Consider the following 15,809-nt stretch of genomic DNA (forward strand, 5'->3'; position numbering starts at 1 on the left):
AGGGCAAAACCTCCCTGTCCAACTCGCGAACGGCTTCGGGGTGCCCGACAGCGATCGCAAGCAGATCCGCGGAGAGTTGACTAACACTGGTGCCGCGCTCGGCGGCCATTTCGCGTAGGCGGCCGTAGACGACCGCCGCGGCGCGTACTTTGATCTGTTCGCGATCACCTTTATGCGGCTGTGCCATGTACCTGATCTTGCGGGCAAAGACGCGGTACCGGGTACCGACACGCCGCCAGCTCCGTGATGTTTTTGTTATGGACTGCCGCGACACGTTCGGTGTGGCAACAGCCGCTAAAAGGGCCATAGAGACCTGGCCGGATGCCCGCGAACACAAAAACGGCAATGAAAAACCCGCCCCCAGCAGGGACGGGTGGTATGGCGTAATTATGCAACGTGCATTGCACGCACGCAATTCCCCTCCTTTGTCGGGCATGTCACCACGGCGGGGGCTTGGGTACACCGTTGGTGGGATCGGCGAGCTGGCAGGCCTGGAAGTCCGCGGGTGAGAGTTGGTACCACCAGTGGTTGCCGATGCCGTCGCCCGGTTGACCGCGGAGTTTTCCCGCCAGTGGGCTGCGGGAAGGATTCACGGTGCCTACCGGGACGCGATCGCGCGCGGTCTGCACCGGAAATTTGAGGTCGCTGTCATTGCTGATGATCACGGCGGCATCGATGCGCTGTTCAAGGATGTCGAGCAGCAGGTGGGAGGCCACGTTGACGTCGGAGCCTTTTTCTTCACGGCGGGCTGTGGAGACCACGAACATCGCGGCAGGGTCGTCATGGCCGGTTGCGTCTTTGACCATGAGCAGGCCGCCGGGGCGCGCTAGAACGGGTCGTCCCTTGCGGTCGGGGGTGGCCAGTGGCGCGCGCGCTACCCGGTGTACGTAGTTGCCCAGTTCGATGTGGCTGGTTGTTTGAGAGCGCTGTAGGGCACGCAGGTACACGTCTTGTTCGCGGTTACCTACCGGGTTGTCTGCGCCAGAGATGACGGCGGTGCAATAGATCACCCGCTCAATCGTGGTGTTGGTCCAGGCCGAGTGATTGGTGACCAGGCGAGCAGCCAGTGCCCGTACGTCGAGCCAACGCCAGCCCGGTGCACCTTTTCCGCACAGCCCGCGGCCCGCCGGCGCGGCCAGCATCGCCGCCCAACTGTCGGCGCTGAACATCCGTGCCCACGCTGGGGCGTGCGGATCAGCGCGCCACCGCCCAGCCAGCCGCCGGCCCGCCTCGTCGGGTGCTCGGCGGCGCGTAGCGCCGCGTTGCCGGGCGCGGTGTGCGCCCGCGCGGGTAGTGACCAGCCGGACCAAACAGGGGGGGTGAGTGGTTACTGGGGACCGTTCCAGGTGGGGTGACAAGCTGTGGACAAGTCGGGTGAGGTGGGCGTTGTCGTGCAGCGCCCACACCGAGGCCCAGCCGCGGTGGCGATCGCCCAGGCGCCAGGAGGCCATGCGTTCGATGTAGGTGCGTTGCCGGCCGCGCAGGATCTCTGTGGCCACCCCCAGCAGGCGTAGGCATTCATGGGCGCGTTGGATGGTGCGTTCGTCATAGCCGGTGTCGTCTTCGAGTTGGGTGTTGGTGGGCCGACAGCCCCGCCCGGTGCGCCAGTCGGCGTAGCGGGCCATAGCCGCGGCGATCACGACCAGGGTGGGTTTGGCGATACCGCCGTTGCACATCAACGGCCGCACATTCTGGTAGTGCAGGTCGTAGGTCACCGCCACCGTGAGGTGCGCCCAGCCGGTCGGCCCGGCGCTCCAACACGGCACCCCGGCGTAGGCCTGATCGTCGAGATTGAGGCCCACAAAGGCGCTCGGGCACGGCATAGTCCGACCAGCCAGCCGCCGGCCGCGCCGCATCGCCAGCACCTGGGCAACCCCGGTAGTGCGGACGACCCCGCGGCGCCCACGCCTCGGTACAGCCGCGATACGCACCGGCCGCGCTGTCCACACGCGGTGTGGACGACAGATCACGGCACGCAACGACATCTGGAACCACGCCCAGGTATGCGCTACCGTGAGACGAGTCACTCAAGACACGTCCCTTTCAAGGGGCAACGGGTGCGGACCCGGAACCGAGCGCCAACTCGGTTCAAACCCTTCCGACAGAGGCCCCGCTCATGCGGGGCCTTCGTCATCTCAGCGAGTCGTCCACACCGCTATTCAGCTGTCAGCATCTGCCCGGCCGGGGCGCAAGGTATGAAGAAAGAAGGGGCTGCCGGGCGCGGCGGGATTCACATCGCCAAGGGCAAAACCTCCGGCTTCTTGTTGAGCTCACGCACTAGATCCTTGAGGTCATAGCGATAGGCCAGAACGTCGGCGACGAGCTGGGACATGCTGATGCCTCGCGCAGCGGCTTCGGCTTTGACTTCCTCGTATACCTGTTCAACGGGGCGGCACATGATGAGTTTGCGCTGACCTTTATGCGGTTGAGCCATGGCGCGATCCTTACATGGCTATCTGATAGCGGACCTCCGACACGCCGAGTGTCCTGTGATGCTTTTGTGACACAAGCAGCCAGCAGATTTGCCCCGACTTTTTGCCCGCGTTGTATCACCTGGCGGCCGGGGAAGCTGAGCCCCAGCACGGGGCCTTTGACCGCGGTGGGGGTGGGGGTTGGAGCGGGGCTGTGCGCGACGATCAATGTGGCCCTGGCAGCGGAGCGCAGCGGCACAGATCACCGTGCGCAGGTTGGCGATTTCGCAGTGGCGGGTAAGTCTTGAGTAGGCCGCGCGGCTCGTCAGCGTCGGCGTGTTGGGGTGGACCAAGGATAGTCTTGCGCGGGCAAGTGATGGCTTCCTTCGTAATGGCCGCGCTTGTGCGTGGTGGCGCGGGCTGTCAAGGCTCGACCTAGGGTCGACCGCGCCAGCGGCATCTGGCCTTGACAGCTCGCACCACCACGTTCACCACAATTGCGGCGAGGAAGGGAGCCCGACCTCCTCAATAGCCAGAGACAACCGTAACCATCAATCCATACATACAGGTATATGGATTGATAGCTGGATGTGTGTCTATCTATATCAAGCGGTGAGGGCGGGGTATGTCCGGTGGATGGCTGCAAGAAGCAGCGCCTGAACGCTAGTGTCATGCTGAGCGGCAGTTATTTTTAGTGCTCTGTGCAGGTCAGCGGGTAGGTCCACTGTGCTCCGCCGGCCGCTGACCCCGTGAAATTGTTCAGCCGACTTCGCCAACGCTGGCACATCGGTGAGTCCTTCGGTGATTGCGACGCGCACCAGTTCGGTCACTGTGGTGTCGCGAGTTGCAGCGTGCGACTTGAGGCCGAGCCGCACTTGGGGGGGGTATACGACAGTGGTCCGTTGCGGTGGCGTTTTATCTGCCGGCGCGGCCGCCGGCAAGACGGGATGGAAGGTTTCTGCCGCGCGTGCACTGGGAGCCGCAGATACCGGCCGGCGGATGATCGAGGACCGGACTTGATCGGCTGTGGTCGGCTTGGTGCTCACTGCACCACCTCCTGGAGTGCTGGTGCCATCGCGGTGGTCAGCTCCTGGAATACGTCGGCGTAATCACCCAGATAGCGTGGAATGCACCGGCCGAATGACCGCTCAACGGCGGTACGCGCTCGCACGACGGTGCGCAGAGTGGGTGCCCCTGCGTCAGCCAGTGCCAGCGGTATCTCGGTGGCCTCGACTTTCCGTAGATCGACCAGCGTCAACAGGATGGTGGTGGGACGGTGCGCGGTGATGTCCAGCGTGGGCCATACGCGGTCAATGTCGGCCGCGCGCGGCCCGGACGGAATGATCACCAAGTCAGCCGCGTCGATCGCGGCGTCGATCGCCGCCGCAGTGCCCGGCGGGGTGTCGATCATGATGAGCTCATCGGGCGTACTAGTTAGTCCTCTGAGGTCATCAGCTGTCACAGGTGTGACCGTGAAAGGAAGCGGCATATCCACTGATGCCGCTCGTTCCGCCCAGGAGGTCGCCGAACCCTGCGGGTCGGCGTCGAGAACGCGCGTGGGGGTACCGCGCCTGGTCGCTGCGGCGGCCAAAAACATCGCGGTCGTGGTCTTGGCGACCCCACCCTTGGTGTGCACGAGTGACCAAATCATGCAGTAACCATACACCCAGCCATCCATACATACAGGAATATGGATTGCTGGATATCTAGGTGTCTACGGTTTGCTTGCACCCCCGCCCGCTACCGTCTGCGCCCATGAGTGTGTTTGATGCCTGGATTGATGAATCGGGGTCCAATCAGCGCGTTGACCCCGGTACATACATCCTTAGTGCTGTTATCAGCGAAGCCGCTAAAGCTGCGGCCGCGCGTGAGGCGATGCGGTCGCTGCTCGTAGGCAAGAGGCATCGCAAGCTGCATTGGCGGGATGAGGACCGCAGCCGCCAGCACACCATCGCGATGACAGTGGCCCGCCTGGACGTGGAGCATCTGGTGGTCGTGCGGTCACGACCCGATAGCGGTGATCATCCCGAACGTCAGCGCCGGCTCTGCATGGAGCGGCTGCTGCCGGAGTTGGTGGCATTGGGTGTCGGCCGGGCCGTCGTGGAATCACGCGGCCTCAAGGATGACCAGCAGGATCACCGGACACTGGACTATCTGCGTCGAAAGCGGGTGCTTGGCGGGCAGCTGCATCTTGATCACATCGGAGGTCCCATTGAGCCAATGCTGTGGATACCCGACGCGTGCTGCGGGGCCGTCACGCAGCTGCGGAGCGGCGACCCCGAGCATTACGCCCTGATTGAAACAAAGGTGACCCTGCTTGAAGTCGAGTCCTGAATACGCAGAACCCCAGGCCCTGTCTTCCGGCAGGATCTCCTGGGGTCCACTTCTGATGACACCGCAATGCATCAGCTTCACCAGCAACTATAGGCAAAGTGCAAGCATTGTTCAACCCTAGGGACCGGTACCCGCTGGATCGGGAAATGCCCAGGGTGCGGGCGATCTGGGCGCGGGGAGTGCCTGCTTCGTTGGGCAGCAGCAGCGGCGATGGTGTCACTGCTGAGGCCGGGGCGGCCGGCGGCGCGGGCGATGGCTACCCCGGCGGCGGTGCGTTCGGCAGCGATGGCGCGTTCGAACTCTGCGACGGCGCCGAAGACGTGGAAGATAAGTCGGCCGCCTGGGGTGGTGGTGTCCACTGGTTCGGTGAGCGAACGCAGCTCGAAGCCGCGGCTGCGTTGCAGGTCTTGGGCGATGGTGAGCAGGTGGGCCAGGGGGCGGCCGAGGCGGTCCAGCCTGCACACCATGTGAGAACGTCGCCGCGGCGGGCGTAGTCCAGGAGGCTGGCCAGCTCGGGGCGATCGTCACGCAGCCCCGACATTTGATCCGTCCAAATCCGTTCTGCACCAGCCTCTTCAATGCTGCAAGTTGCAGCTCTGGTGACTGATGGTTATGGATTCCATGCGGCGGTCACCGTCGCGCCGGGAACGACCTGGCCGCTACTTCCGTCGCTTTCGACGTAGTACGGAAAGAGTTCGTATCCCTCGACGCGGAAGGCCACAATCGGCAACTGCGTGCCGTCCTTCATGGTGGTGGTCAATCCAGGAGGAGCGGGGATAAAAGTCTGATTCTCAGCCATGACCTGGACCGTATCTGGTGGGTTGGTCGAGGCAGCGGTAGACGCTGGATCGGGATATGTCGAGGGTGCGCGCGATCTGAGCGCGAGGAGTACCAGCCTGGTCTAGGGCCTGGACGGCGGTGATGATGTCGGCCGTGAGTCCCGGCCGCCCAGGATGGCGGCCCGCGGCGCGGGCTGCTGCCACTCCGGCGGCGGTGCGTTCGGCGGCGATGGCTCGCTCGAATTCGGCGACGGCACCGAAGACGTGGAAGATCAGCCGCCCACCTGGAGTGGTGGTGTCGATGACTTCGGTGAGTGAGCGGAGCTCGACGCCGCGGTCCTGCAAGTCGTTGGCGATGGTGAGCAGGTGGGGGAGTGAGCGGCCGAGGCGGTCGAGTCTCCACACCATGAGTACGTCACCGCGGCGGGCGTATCTGAGCAGCGCGGCCAACTCGGGGCGGTCGTCGCGGACACCGGACATGCGGTCGGCCCAAATCCGTTCGGCCCCAGCGTCCGTGAGCGCCTGCACCTGCATGTCGGGGGACTGGTGCAGCGTCGAGACTCGCGCGTATCCCAGCAGCGTCACCGGCAAGTCCTTCCTCATCGACGGGGCACGATCATTCAGGCCCGCCCGGGACGCTTGCGGCCCGGGCGGGAGCCATCTGTGTCTTTAAGGGTGTCCCCGTTCCTCGCGGTCTGGGACATGATTTTGGGACACCCGGCTGACATTTTTTCCCAGGTCGCAGATCCTGTATTCACCCTGTCGCTCAATAGGTAGTTAATGCAACAACAACTCAGTCCGGTCCGTAAACGCGGTGGTCGACGCGCTGCTGCGGGGGTGCAGTCTTCTTCCGCGCAGGTGGACAGTCGATATGTCGTGTCACAGGTAGCCCTTAACGTGAGGAACATGGCAGGGGACGCGACACTGCACACCGGAATATCACCGCTGGCGGTGGTGCTTGCGATATGTGGTCCGATCTGGCTGTATCGCTTGTGGCGCCCTTCACGCGACCGCAACCTGTCGAAGACCTTCTACGAGTCCACTCTTCCGGTCGGCCTGATCTGGATGGCGGTCATCCTGCTGCCGCCGCCGCGCCCGAAGTGGTTGGGATTCATTGTCGGGTGGTCCCCGATCCTGATCATCGGTGTGCTGCTGTGTGCGGGCGCAGTTCAGGCCCGCCGTGACCGCAAGGCTGATGAGCGGCAGCGGGCGGCGATGAATCTGGCGCGGAGGCGGCGCATGTTGACGCAGGCGCAGTTGACAGTGGTATGGGTCGTCGGCGCATGGGCGGCGCTTTTCGGATTCCTGATAGTGGCGTCAGTAGTACTCGTGGCGGTAAGTGGCGATAGTGCCCTTACGACGGAGAACGGCCAAATTGGTGGCGCCCTGGGCATAGCATTCATAGTGATCGTCGGCATAGCTGGCTGGATTCACGTGGGGCTCCGGCCGGCGAAGATCGCCCGAGAAGATGAACGGCTTCGGCAGCTCGACCTGGGCCTTGAGGACGACACCAGCGACCAAGACTGAGGCGACGAATGTGTCGAGCATCGAAGACAACGAGACCACTCGTTCGGAACCGACGCGCTCGGTTGAAGTTACGTTCTTGATGCGAACGGTGGCGCAATGTCACTACGCCGCCGCCCGGCCCGCTTATCCTGAGCCGCATGGTCATCCGCGCGCTCTTTGTCGATGGTGGCGCGATGTCAGCCCCCGCTTCTACGCTGTGCGCTATGGCTGAACGTGTGGTTGTTGATTCGGAAGCACCGGCTATTGCCGCCCGAGCGGCCGCGGAGGGGTTGAGGACGAATGTTGACGACGCCCCTGCCCTCCCACTGAGCGGCGGCGGCGTTAGTGCTTTCGATGCAGCATTAGCTGCGCTTCATACCTGGGGATATGGTGTCCATCAGGCAGTTACACAAACGGTCAGTTCACGTGGTGAAAGGCTCGGCACCGCAAGCGCCGCGGGGTTCGCCACCCTGTCAGAAATGGACACCGCTAATGCCGGTGAACTAGGGCAAGTCGGCGAGACAGCATGACGCTTCCGGAACCATTCGCGCCGCCAGCGGCGCAGCAGCACGGTCCATCAGGCATGGCGGAAACGGGATACCAGCCGCCAACCGCGGGCCGTAGTGGGCGACTCCTGACAATCACGGCACTCGTTGTAGCCATTGCAGCCGCGGGGGTGAGCGCGGCGGCGTTGACACACCGTTCGGTATCGCAACCACCTTCGGCACCCATCGAATCGACGCCACCAAGAACTGCCGCTCCTAATGAGGTCGCCGCCGCAAAACGCGAAGCGTGCGACGCATGGCGGGCGGCGTCCAAAGCAATGGTCGCCGCCCGCAGCGCATTCGTAAATTCGCCGCCAGCTTGGGATGACCCAGTGACGGTACGGAGTCTCTCCGAAGCCGAGTCCGGCATCTTGATCCAGGTCGAATACTTACGACAACACATTGCCCCAGCGGCGCCCCCAAGTGTCGCCGGCGCCATAGCCGAATACATCTCTGCGACGATCGATATGGTCGCCGCAGACGGTCAACATGCCGCCGCCGACGTCGCGAACGCTGCAGCGCAACGAGGAATTGATGCGGCTGCAAAAGTCCGCTCGGTTTGTGGGTAACTAAATGTTCCCACGTGCAGGGGGTCGTCCGTATTCAGATTCGATTGTGCCGCCGTGGATGTGGTCGCGGTACAGCGGTTTAGAACCTGCACGCGCCGAATTCCGGACGGCACGAGGTGTTCACGAAGACGTAGGAAATTCGTATCGTGTTGCAGCAGTGAAGCTTTCATCGGCAACAGAAGGTTCTGCAAGCGAAGCTATGATCACCGCCCACCAGCGGATGGGCGTCGACCACGGCCAAATCGCGTCGATTCTGCAACACCTGGACTCAGGCTTACGCGAAGCTACCGAACTTCAATATGCCTTGAACCGGGCGCTTGACCGGATCGATGCCGACGCACACGATGAGATTGCCGCGGCACCACCCACCCAGCGAGCGGCGATCATCGCGGCCCGACATGCCCAAGCGGTAGCGGTCCACTCCGAATTCGTAGGTGGCATAACGGGTCTCCATGCACGCATGCAAGGTCGCGTTGAACCCATTGCCACGGGAATTCTAGGTCGTGGCGGGGCGCCTCTCGACACGCCTCCGGACCCTACTCAGGCGCTTGATGGCGACCCGCAAATGCGCGGGCCGAAAAAGAAGGGCGAACAACACGGCGAGTCCGGTAGCGGTGGCAGTGGTGCTACGGACGATCCTTCAGCGTCCAATCCTCAGTTGCGCGGAAATTTGTCGGGCGGCGGAACAGCATCACCCCCTCAGCCACGTGTAATGCCACCCTCGCCGTTGACGGACGGCGGAATTTCCGGCGCTGGGGGTATGGGCGGAATGTCGTCCGGTGGGCTTGGCGGCGGACTCGGGGGTGGTGGTGTGGGGGCTGGAACTCCGATGTCGGGGTTGTCCTCGGGACTTGGCCGAGCTCCAAGCTCGGCAGCCGGCGGCGTTCCGTCGAGCCTGTCCGCAGGTGGCGGCGCGCCATCGTCGGCAGTCCCGGGGCTCAGCCAGCCCTCAGCCGCGTTCACACAAGGTTTGGCCGCGGGCTCGGCGGGCGGTGCGAGTTTCGGCGGAGTGCCGCCGGCTGCTACGTCGGCGGGCGGGGGACCGTCCGTGAGCTCGGCGAGTGGTGTGCCTGCTGCAGGTTTGTCCGCGGGGCAGGCGGCGCCGGGCTCGGCGAGTGGTATCGGGATGTCGGGTGCCCACGTACCGATATCCTCCGCGGGCGCATCCGGTGGGGTGGGTGCTGCACCGCCCATGATGTTGCCGTCCCCCGGCATGGGCGCTCCGCCGGCGGCGCCGGTCTCGCCTGGGCTGCAGGCAGGTTCAGCGTCGGTAACCGCCCCTGCGGGAACCGTCAGCGGGTCTGGCGCCCCGGCGGCGCCCACGCCCGCGTCCGGCGGGGTTGGTGGCGCCGGCGCGGCCCTGGTTCCCGCGCCGGTTGTTAGCGCTGGCAGCGCTATGCATACGCGAGCGCCCAAAGAATCCCCAGAGTTATTGGCTGCGAAGGCTTTAGCCAACCAACTACGCCGCGCTGGCGATGCGGCGCGCTACCCGGTGATCGATTGGGCAGTAGGAGTGTTTCGCTCCGAGTCCGGTTCAGCCACCGAGACCGTGTTCGTGTCCAACGAAGGATCCGGCTACATCCCGCACGGCGTGTTCGTTCCACGGTCAGCACGGCTGTTGACGGTCGACCCGTTGGTTGACAACGCGTTTCGTCAGCGGTGGTTCGGTTGGCTTGATCCGGCCCGCGTGCTGGTGGAGTACGCGCGGCTTCGCCGTCCGGGGGGTGGGCGTTTGGTCGCGGCAGCGACCACCGCCGATGTTGTTGACGCCTTGCGCGAATTCGACGTAGAACACACGTTGTGCCCGCGGGACTACAGCGAATTGCTGCCGGCGCCGTCGGCTCTCGACGACATGCACGCACACCGGCTCGCCGTGCAATGCCCCGGGCTCTACCCACGGGTCAGTCGTCTTGCCGCCTGGAACGACAGAGCGGTGCTGAACCAAGTGATCGTCCCCGTGGCGATGCAAATGATGGATGGCGTGCAGTACGGGGGAGGAGGCGTTGACTGTCCGCCGGAGTTGCGGCAAATGTGGGATGCCCTAGGTAGCGGCGACATAATCCCTGAGAGCGCGTGGAAGAAGTTTGAAGAGGACACAAGCGTCTACTACGCAATGACTAGCGCAAATCCCCAGCGCGCCGGCGACGGTGACGACATCGTCGCGATCACTGACAGCGGAGCTGTGTACCGGGCCCAGTGGCTCGTCGCGCGAACAATGGAGGTAGTCGGGGGTTGGGCGCATTGGCCACCGCCGCTAGCGGACATGGTTTATGCCGCCGCAGTAGCCTGTTCAGGCGATTTCGCGACCGTGCTCGATCCGATGCTGCGTTCGCTCGAAGTCGAAGCGGAAGCCGAGTTGCGTTGAAGTGGTAGATCGTTGCGCAGATCAGGTCGGGGCGTTGGCGGCTCGCCAGGATTCGCTGGCTGTTTGTGTGGAGTCCTGTGCGGGGTGGGTCATGACAAACTTGACTCAGCAACAGCTTTTTTTGATCAAACGCGATACTGCCGTCAATGATGTTGATGTGCAGGCGATTGCCGGTCTGGCGGGAAACCTGGACTGGTTTGGTCGGGAGCTGCGGGTGGCCGGACGTGAGTGGCTGAGCGGTTGCGGTATGGCTGTCGCCGAGGGGTGGGCGGTGGAGCCGCTGCCGCGAGCGGGACCGTTCCTATTTAGGGGTGGCCACGCGATGGTCGCCTTGCTGCGCCAGGAACGCGCAGCGTGGGTCACAGAAGCGACGGATGCTCCGAATTTCCTTTCCTCGAAGCTGGTTTCGATGCCGCAGTGGGCTATGTATGTGACGGCCACCGATGCCTACGCGGCTGCGGCGGTGCGCAAAGTTGAATTGGCTTACATCGCTTTGAACGGCATGATGTTTCGGTGGATGCTGGACCAGCCACACACGGATTCAACCTTGGTGCTTGAGCAGTGGTTGAACCTGCTCGATGTGGCGGCTATCCCCTCGGCCGATCGGGAATCGGTGCTGGCCGACCTGTTGCCGCGGCACGGCCGTGCGGTGGCCGCGGTGCGCCAGCGGAGCTCACACTTGATCTACCCGGCTAACGCCTAAAAGCTAGGAACTTACTGATATTGGTCGACGGTGCGCGGCATGTTTTCAATAGTGCCTTGAAAAGGGCGGGTGCCTCTGACTAGTATCAGTACTGTCTTGAAGTTTTCGGGGCAGGGGAGAGGTCTTATGAGCGCGATGGCATCTGGCGCGAGGTGGTGCTGTACGGCAGGGCATGGCGTCGAGGCGGTCTCGGGGAGTGGAGCTATCCGTGTCGCGTTGACGAGGCAGGGTGCGTGGGCGGGTGTGCGGTTGACGCCTGCGGTGATGGCGATGTCGGCCGCGGAGTTGGCGGGGCGGATTGTTCAGTTGAACACGTTGGCGTACATGAGGTTTCAGCTTGCACAGCACGCCGAAGGAAATGGGATGGCGGGGCAGTGGGTTGCGTCGCCGTCCCAAGTCGAGGCGTTCGCCGCGCTGCTCGGCGCCCGTCAAACATGACTGCGCGGGCAACGGCTTTGGCCGGTCGCGTCGTGGAGCGGTTGCATCGGGTGCATGATCTTTTGGCGGTCGCGCAGAACCCGGGCGGCTCCGGCAATAAGGGTGCAATCGCCAGTGTCGGTGGCGAGGTCGTCGCGGTGATTGATCCGGATGACCGACGGTTGGTGCGGTTGACCGTGTCGCCGCTGTGCATGACCGGGTGCACTGCTGGGCAATTGGAAGCCGTGATCAACGCCGCGGTCGTGGCGGCGATAGCCGCCGCATCCAACGACTAGCTATTCCGGCCCGGCCTGGTGGTGGAAGTCTTTCAAGATAGTCTGCAATAATCTGCGGGGTGCAGGAAAGTCGCGCTCTCAAGCAGCTGCTGGCCGCTCACGCGGAGTTGCAGCGGCTGACCGCGGAGATCGCCGCGGTTCGCCAGCGGCGCCGCGATGCCGCGGCGGCGTTGATTGCGCTGGGCCGCGGTCCGACCTGGATTGCTGCGCAGCTGGGTGTATCGCCGCAAGCCGTTGATGGCTTCTTGAAGTACAAACAACGTCGAAACCCTTCTAGCCCAGCAGGTTCGGGCTAACTTATAGGTCTAGGCCATGGCCCTCGTTGATGCTGCGGGAGTGGCGGCGTCGCCGGTGGAGGTCCCAGACGCGTTGGATGCGCTGCTGGCGTTGCAGGTCGCGGTCCAGGGCGGTGTTGGTCCACCGTTGGTAGGCGGCGCGGCGGCGAGGCACGGCCTGGGCGCGTTCGGCGATCAGGGAGGCGACCCGCTCGGGCAGGTGGTGGGTGTCGACCTCGGCGGCGACGTCATGGGCGGTGCGGGCGCGCTCGTTGCGGCTGGTGATGGTGCGCATCAGGCGTGCGGCCTCGGCGCTGGTGCCGCGTCGCGCGACGTGCACACCGGGGGTGGTTTCGCCGCCGTGTTCGTGGTCGCCTTCGGCGCCGATTTTGTCGTAGATCATGATGCGGTTGGTGTCGCGGCCGCGGGTGGCGCCCATGTAGAGGGTGCCGCGATCAGCGGTGGTCTTGATCAGTTGGGTGCAGGTGTCCGCGGTCTGCCCTTGGCAGGCTTGCAGGGTCAGCGCGTAGCCGTGATGGACGTGCTGGCGTAGGTAGTCGCCGTGGAAGACGACGCGGGCGTTGTCCTCGAGGCGCCGCGCGGCGATCCGGGCATTGTCGGGATCGACGGCCAGCACTTCCCAGCGTTGCCCGTTGCGCACCGGGCCGGCGGTTTTTGAGGGTGTGGTGGCCCCGTCGCGGTAGTCAAAGACCTTGATGTCGTTGGTGGTGTCATTGCGTCGGCTGACAATGAGGTCACCTTCGGCCAGCAGATGACCGCGCGCGCCGGTGACTGTCGGTGCCTGCGCATCCACGGTGACTGCGTGGATACGGGTGTTCAGTTGATCGCACAGCTCCCAGGTATCAGCGATGAGCAACGCGTCGTTACCGGCGTCGCGATCGGCCAGGTAGGCGCGATAGGCGTCCTGGGCCATGGTGACTTCATCGCCGCAGTGCAGCCGATCGTGGCGGCGATACCATTCCACGGCCCGGCGCAGCGGAGCTGGCCCACCGTTGCGCAACGCCAGCGAGGCTTCGCGTTCCTGCGGGTCGTGCATCCGCCAGACTTCGGAAAGCCGTTGCGTCCAGGGCAGGTCGGTGCAGAGTTGTTCGAACATGCCGCCGCGTTTGCGGACCGGACCTAGTTGGAAGGGATCGCCCACCAGCACGGTTTTGACCCCGGCCGCGGTGGTGGCCGCCAGCACCTCGCGCAGTTGGCCGTTGCCGACCATCGCGGCTTCATCGATGACCACCACAGTGCTGCGTCCATCCCAGTGCAGGCGGCCTGCGCGCAGTTCCAGCAGCGCTTTGTCGACGGTGTAGCCGACATCGCCGGCGCCCTGCTGCAACGCCCCGTCGACCGCACGACCGTTCGGTGCCAGGACCACCACCTGCCGCCGATCGCGCCGAGCCGCGCGGCGCAATGCGTGCAGCGAATGAGTTTTGCCGGCCCCGGCGGGGGCCAGCAGCGGAGCGACCAGCCACGGCGCCGCGGCGATACTGCGCACCGCCTGGCTCTGATCCGGCGATAACCCCCCGACATCACCCACACCCAGAGGAATCACCGCACGCTGATCACGCGCATCCACGGTGCGTAACAGCAGCAGTTCCTCACCCAGCACCCAGTCGATCGTGTAGCGCTCGTGGCCTTCGCGGTGATGGGCCTGCCGTGGCGCACTGATCCGCATCCCGACCGAATCGGCGGCGTCCTCAAGCTGCTCACGCACCGAACGCCGATCACCGTCCACCTCGATTGGCAGCTGCGCACCGATGATCTCGATCAGGTCAGCGCGCGTGAACGCCGCCTTGTCGATGTCGGCGGCGATCGCGGCCAGACGGCGCCGATTAAACACCGCTGCATCTTGCGCGGCGGTCTCGCGGCGGGCGGCCGCGGCCGCGCGTTGCTCACCCATATTGATCGTGAAATCACGCGGATCGGCGGCCCAATGCTCGCGCAGCTCAGCCCACGACAGATGTTCGGGCTTTTTCGGGCGGGTTGCCTTTTGTGCCGTCGCCAACTGCCCCTGCGTCGGTGCCCCGTCCACGATCACCAACTTGTTGGCAGCCCATTCCCGCAACTGGGTGGCCCGCTGGGACCACGCCGCGATCGTGGCCGCCGACGCCCCAGCCAGCTCCGCCATCCCGCTGACCACATCCACCGACCCCCACTCGATACCGAGCGCCTGATGCAGATGACGACGCAACGTCGCCTGATAGATGATCCCGGCCGCCCGCGCTTCATGAAACAACGAATCGGAATCGATCGACACCAGCTTGCCGTCACCGCGCGCCTGCTTGTTCGGCATCGTCACATGGGTGTGCAGATGCGGATCCCCCGCCCGCGACGTTTCGTGCTGATAGGCCACCGCCACCAACCCCGGCAACCGCAGCAAATCCTTCTTGCCGGTCACCTTGTTATGCACCCGCGTGTATCCCGCGTGCGCATGCAGATACTCCAGCGCTTCACTCACCGCGACCGCATGCGCATCCACCACCGCCTTGCGTGTCACATCGGTGCCGAACGCGCGCAGCAACGACACCGACTTCGGCGCGCAAAACGTCAAATCAAACCCATGATTATCCGACGCCGAAAACTTGCGCCCCCGCGCCCCGTTCGGCGCGACCCCCGCATCGAACCAACGCGCCACCACCGCCGAATCCGCCGGACCACCCACCCGATCCGCCTCGCTCAACCCCACCAAATCCGCCGCAGCCCGGACATCCCCAGCCACCACCCACACCGGCGCCCGCGTGTTGTGCTCGGAGTAATACTCCCCCAACCCACCATTTGCCCGCACCGCATCCGTAGCCACCTCAGCCGCCGCCGCAGTCTCGATGTAATAGGCGATCGACCACTGCTTCATCCGCGAAAGCGTCAACACCCACCTCACCCCCTCGACCACCGCACTGGGGGCGCGCTGAGCGCGCCCCCACCAGTCTTGCACAAAATTGTGCAAATGTGCCAATTGTTGAAGGGGGTTGCAGACGCGGGGTTCGGGAAAAGACAAACGGCGAACCGTTAGAAGGATGCGGAGGCCACGTCGGTGGTGGCGGAGAAAGTCTTTTGGGAGAAGTCGAGCAACGGAAATAAGGGAAGCGTCAAAGTTTTGCTGAAGGGCTTGCAACAGATCCAAACGCGACGTGGTGGCCGTTGCCGCCTGACCCGTCGCATCGACGGGACAGAGGGGCCGATAGCTTCCCCGCATCAGTGCTGGGCAGCGGTGGCCACGACGCGGCGGCGGACGATGCGACAGTTGCAGTGCGTCGCGCCGCCGCGGCGCGTTGGGCGGCTGCGAGCGCGGCGAACGCCGCGGCGCGCCCGGGTCCGGTGGCGGCGGCTTTTCCGCGGGCGCGGGCCGCGGCGTAGTCGACGCGTTCACGCGCCGCGGTGCGCGCCCGGGCTTGCGCGGTAACGCGTTGTTGGGCTTCGCGCGCTTCATCGAGGGCGGCCGGCCGAGCGCTCAGGGTGTTGTGGGCGGTGTACCACGCCAGCAACGACCCCAACAGGGCGATCGGACGCGCCGGATTGTCCGGGATACGGTGCCCGGTGCCCAACCATTCGTTGACGAGCGCGGTTAGATCCGCCGGTGTCCAGCCAGCGGCGGCCGGC

General features: G+C 64.7%; 16 protein-coding genes and 1 pseudogene. 7 read left to right on the forward strand and 10 right to left on the reverse strand.

Translation table 11 applies throughout. The annotated features are described in order from the left end of the window. From ACNQS7_RS00005 to ACNQS7_RS00020, 4 genes are all read right to left on the reverse strand, one after another. Positions 1-187: toxin-antitoxin system (locus ACNQS7_RS00005; protein ID WP_418011085.1), on the reverse strand; the 187-nt coding region annotated here is incomplete at its 3' end. Positions 188-437: 250 nt separating this feature from the next. After that, positions 438-1,823, reverse strand: a complete 1,386-nt coding sequence (locus tag ACNQS7_RS00010; protein ID WP_418011086.1) for a helix-turn-helix domain-containing protein — start codon at positions 1,821-1,823, stop codon at positions 438-440. 407 nt (positions 1,824-2,230) lie between these two features. Further along, positions 2,231-2,434: a hypothetical protein gene (locus ACNQS7_RS00015; RefSeq protein ID WP_055577142.1), complete on the reverse strand. Its 204-nt coding sequence runs from the start codon at positions 2,432-2,434 to the stop codon at positions 2,231-2,233. A 1,019-nt stretch (positions 2,435-3,453) separates the two neighbouring features. Next, positions 3,454-4,062 carry a ParA family protein gene (locus ACNQS7_RS00020; RefSeq protein WP_055577144.1) on the reverse strand — a complete coding sequence of 203 codons (609 nt, stop codon included), beginning with the start codon at positions 4,060-4,062 and terminating at the stop codon, positions 3,454-3,456. A 104-nt stretch (positions 4,063-4,166) separates the two neighbouring features. On the opposite strand from ACNQS7_RS00020, the gene ACNQS7_RS00025 reads away from it, so the two are divergent. Beyond that, positions 4,167-4,745 (forward strand): hypothetical protein, encoded by a 579-nt coding sequence (locus ACNQS7_RS00025; RefSeq protein ID WP_063892828.1) that lies wholly within the window; start codon positions 4,167-4,169, stop codon positions 4,743-4,745. 77 nt (positions 4,746-4,822) lie between these two features. Here ACNQS7_RS00025 and ACNQS7_RS00030 read toward each other — a convergent pair whose 3' ends face one another. From ACNQS7_RS00030 to ACNQS7_RS00040, 3 genes are all read right to left on the reverse strand, one after another. Further along, complete coding sequence (locus tag ACNQS7_RS00030; protein WP_288819900.1) at positions 4,823-5,212, reverse strand: recombinase family protein; 390 nt, start codon at positions 5,210-5,212, stop codon at positions 4,823-4,825. A gap of 143 nt (positions 5,213-5,355) precedes the next feature. Then, the gene (locus ACNQS7_RS00035) at positions 5,356-5,544 is read right to left on the reverse strand and encodes a hypothetical protein (protein WP_156452505.1); all 189 of its coding nucleotides are present in this window, start codon (positions 5,542-5,544) and stop codon (positions 5,356-5,358) included. Beyond that, positions 5,537-6,109: a recombinase family protein gene (locus ACNQS7_RS00040; protein WP_353936080.1), complete on the reverse strand. Its 573-nt coding sequence runs from the start codon at positions 6,107-6,109 to the stop codon at positions 5,537-5,539. The genes ACNQS7_RS00035 and ACNQS7_RS00040 overlap by 8 nt, the downstream gene beginning before the upstream one ends. Before the next feature lie 321 nt (positions 6,110-6,430). Between ACNQS7_RS00040 and ACNQS7_RS00045 the strand changes: the two genes are divergently transcribed. Both ACNQS7_RS00045 and ACNQS7_RS00050 read left to right on the forward strand, forming a co-directional pair. Beyond that, positions 6,431-7,051: a hypothetical protein gene (locus tag ACNQS7_RS00045; protein ID WP_418011087.1), complete on the forward strand. Its 621-nt coding sequence runs from the start codon at positions 6,431-6,433 to the stop codon at positions 7,049-7,051. Positions 7,052-7,254: 203 nt separating this feature from the next. After that, positions 7,255-7,560, forward strand: coding sequence for a hypothetical protein (locus tag ACNQS7_RS00050; RefSeq protein ID WP_418011088.1), 306 nt, complete (start codon positions 7,255-7,257; stop codon positions 7,558-7,560). Between the two features lie 858 nt (positions 7,561-8,418). Here ACNQS7_RS00050 and ACNQS7_RS00055 read toward each other — a convergent pair. After that, complete coding sequence (locus tag ACNQS7_RS00055) at positions 8,419-8,598, reverse strand: hypothetical protein (protein ID WP_418011089.1); 180 nt, start codon at positions 8,596-8,598, stop codon at positions 8,419-8,421. Positions 8,599-9,576: 978 nt separating this feature from the next. Between ACNQS7_RS00055 and ACNQS7_RS00060 the strand changes: the two genes are divergently transcribed. From ACNQS7_RS00060 to ACNQS7_RS00075, 4 genes are all read left to right on the forward strand, one after another. Further along, positions 9,577-10,509, forward strand: coding sequence for a hypothetical protein (locus tag ACNQS7_RS00060; RefSeq protein ID WP_418011090.1), 933 nt, complete (start codon positions 9,577-9,579; stop codon positions 10,507-10,509). A gap of 100 nt (positions 10,510-10,609) precedes the next feature. Then, complete coding sequence (locus ACNQS7_RS00065) at positions 10,610-11,212, forward strand: hypothetical protein (RefSeq protein WP_418011091.1); 603 nt, start codon at positions 10,610-10,612, stop codon at positions 11,210-11,212. A gap of 216 nt (positions 11,213-11,428) precedes the next feature. Then, positions 11,429-11,650 (forward strand): hypothetical protein, encoded by a 222-nt coding sequence (locus ACNQS7_RS00070; RefSeq protein WP_418011092.1) that lies wholly within the window; start codon positions 11,429-11,431, stop codon positions 11,648-11,650. Beyond that, positions 11,647-11,925, forward strand: coding sequence for a hypothetical protein (locus tag ACNQS7_RS00075; protein ID WP_418011093.1), 279 nt, complete (start codon positions 11,647-11,649; stop codon positions 11,923-11,925). The genes ACNQS7_RS00070 and ACNQS7_RS00075 overlap by 4 nt, the downstream gene beginning before the upstream one ends. 297 nt (positions 11,926-12,222) lie before the next feature. On the opposite strand, the gene mobF is transcribed toward ACNQS7_RS00075, so the two are convergent. Beyond that, a complete protein-coding gene (gene mobF, locus ACNQS7_RS00080) occupies positions 12,223-15,081 on the reverse strand; it encodes a MobF family relaxase (RefSeq protein ID WP_418011094.1) in 2,859 nt (952 codons plus the stop codon). A gap of 217 nt (positions 15,082-15,298) precedes the next feature. Then, positions 15,299-15,809: pseudogene (locus ACNQS7_RS00085) on the reverse strand (hypothetical protein); the annotation flags it as partial.

Origin of the sequence: Mycobacterium sp. 23 (assembly GCF_048287075.1) — a bacterium.
Classification (GTDB): Bacteria; Actinomycetota; Actinomycetes; order Mycobacteriales; family Mycobacteriaceae; genus Mycobacterium; species Mycobacterium gordonae_B.

What these genes read in the sequence shown, in the direction of transcription:
- ACNQS7_RS00055 (WP_418011089.1), bottom strand. Translation starts at nt 8,598, where the DNA reads ATGGAGACCCGTTATGCCACCTACGAATTCGGAGTGGACCGCTACCGC.
- ACNQS7_RS00020 (WP_055577144.1), bottom strand. Translation starts at nt 4,062, where the DNA reads ATGATTTGGTCACTCGTGCACACCAAGGGTGGGGTCGCCAAGACCACG.
- ACNQS7_RS00015 (WP_055577142.1), bottom strand. Translation starts at nt 2,434, where the DNA reads ATGGCTCAACCGCATAAAGGTCAGCGCAAACTCATCATGTGCCGCCCC.
- ACNQS7_RS00045 (WP_418011087.1), top strand. Translation starts at nt 6,431, where the DNA reads ATGGCAGGGGACGCGACACTGCACACCGGAATATCACCGCTGGCGGTG.
- ACNQS7_RS00035 (WP_156452505.1), bottom strand. Translation starts at nt 5,544, where the DNA reads ATGGCTGAGAATCAGACTTTTATCCCCGCTCCTCCTGGATTGACCACC.
- ACNQS7_RS00030 (WP_288819900.1), bottom strand. Translation starts at nt 5,212, where the DNA reads ATGGTGTGCAGGCTGGACCGCCTCGGCCGCCCCCTGGCCCACCTGCTC.
- ACNQS7_RS00025 (WP_063892828.1), top strand. Translation starts at nt 4,167, where the DNA reads ATGAGTGTGTTTGATGCCTGGATTGATGAATCGGGGTCCAATCAGCGC.
- ACNQS7_RS00075 (WP_418011093.1), top strand. Translation starts at nt 11,647, where the DNA reads ATGACTGCGCGGGCAACGGCTTTGGCCGGTCGCGTCGTGGAGCGGTTG.
- ACNQS7_RS00050 (WP_418011088.1), top strand. Translation starts at nt 7,255, where the DNA reads ATGGCTGAACGTGTGGTTGTTGATTCGGAAGCACCGGCTATTGCCGCC.
- ACNQS7_RS00010 (WP_418011086.1), bottom strand. Translation starts at nt 1,823, where the DNA reads ATGCCGTGCCCGAGCGCCTTTGTGGGCCTCAATCTCGACGATCAGGCC.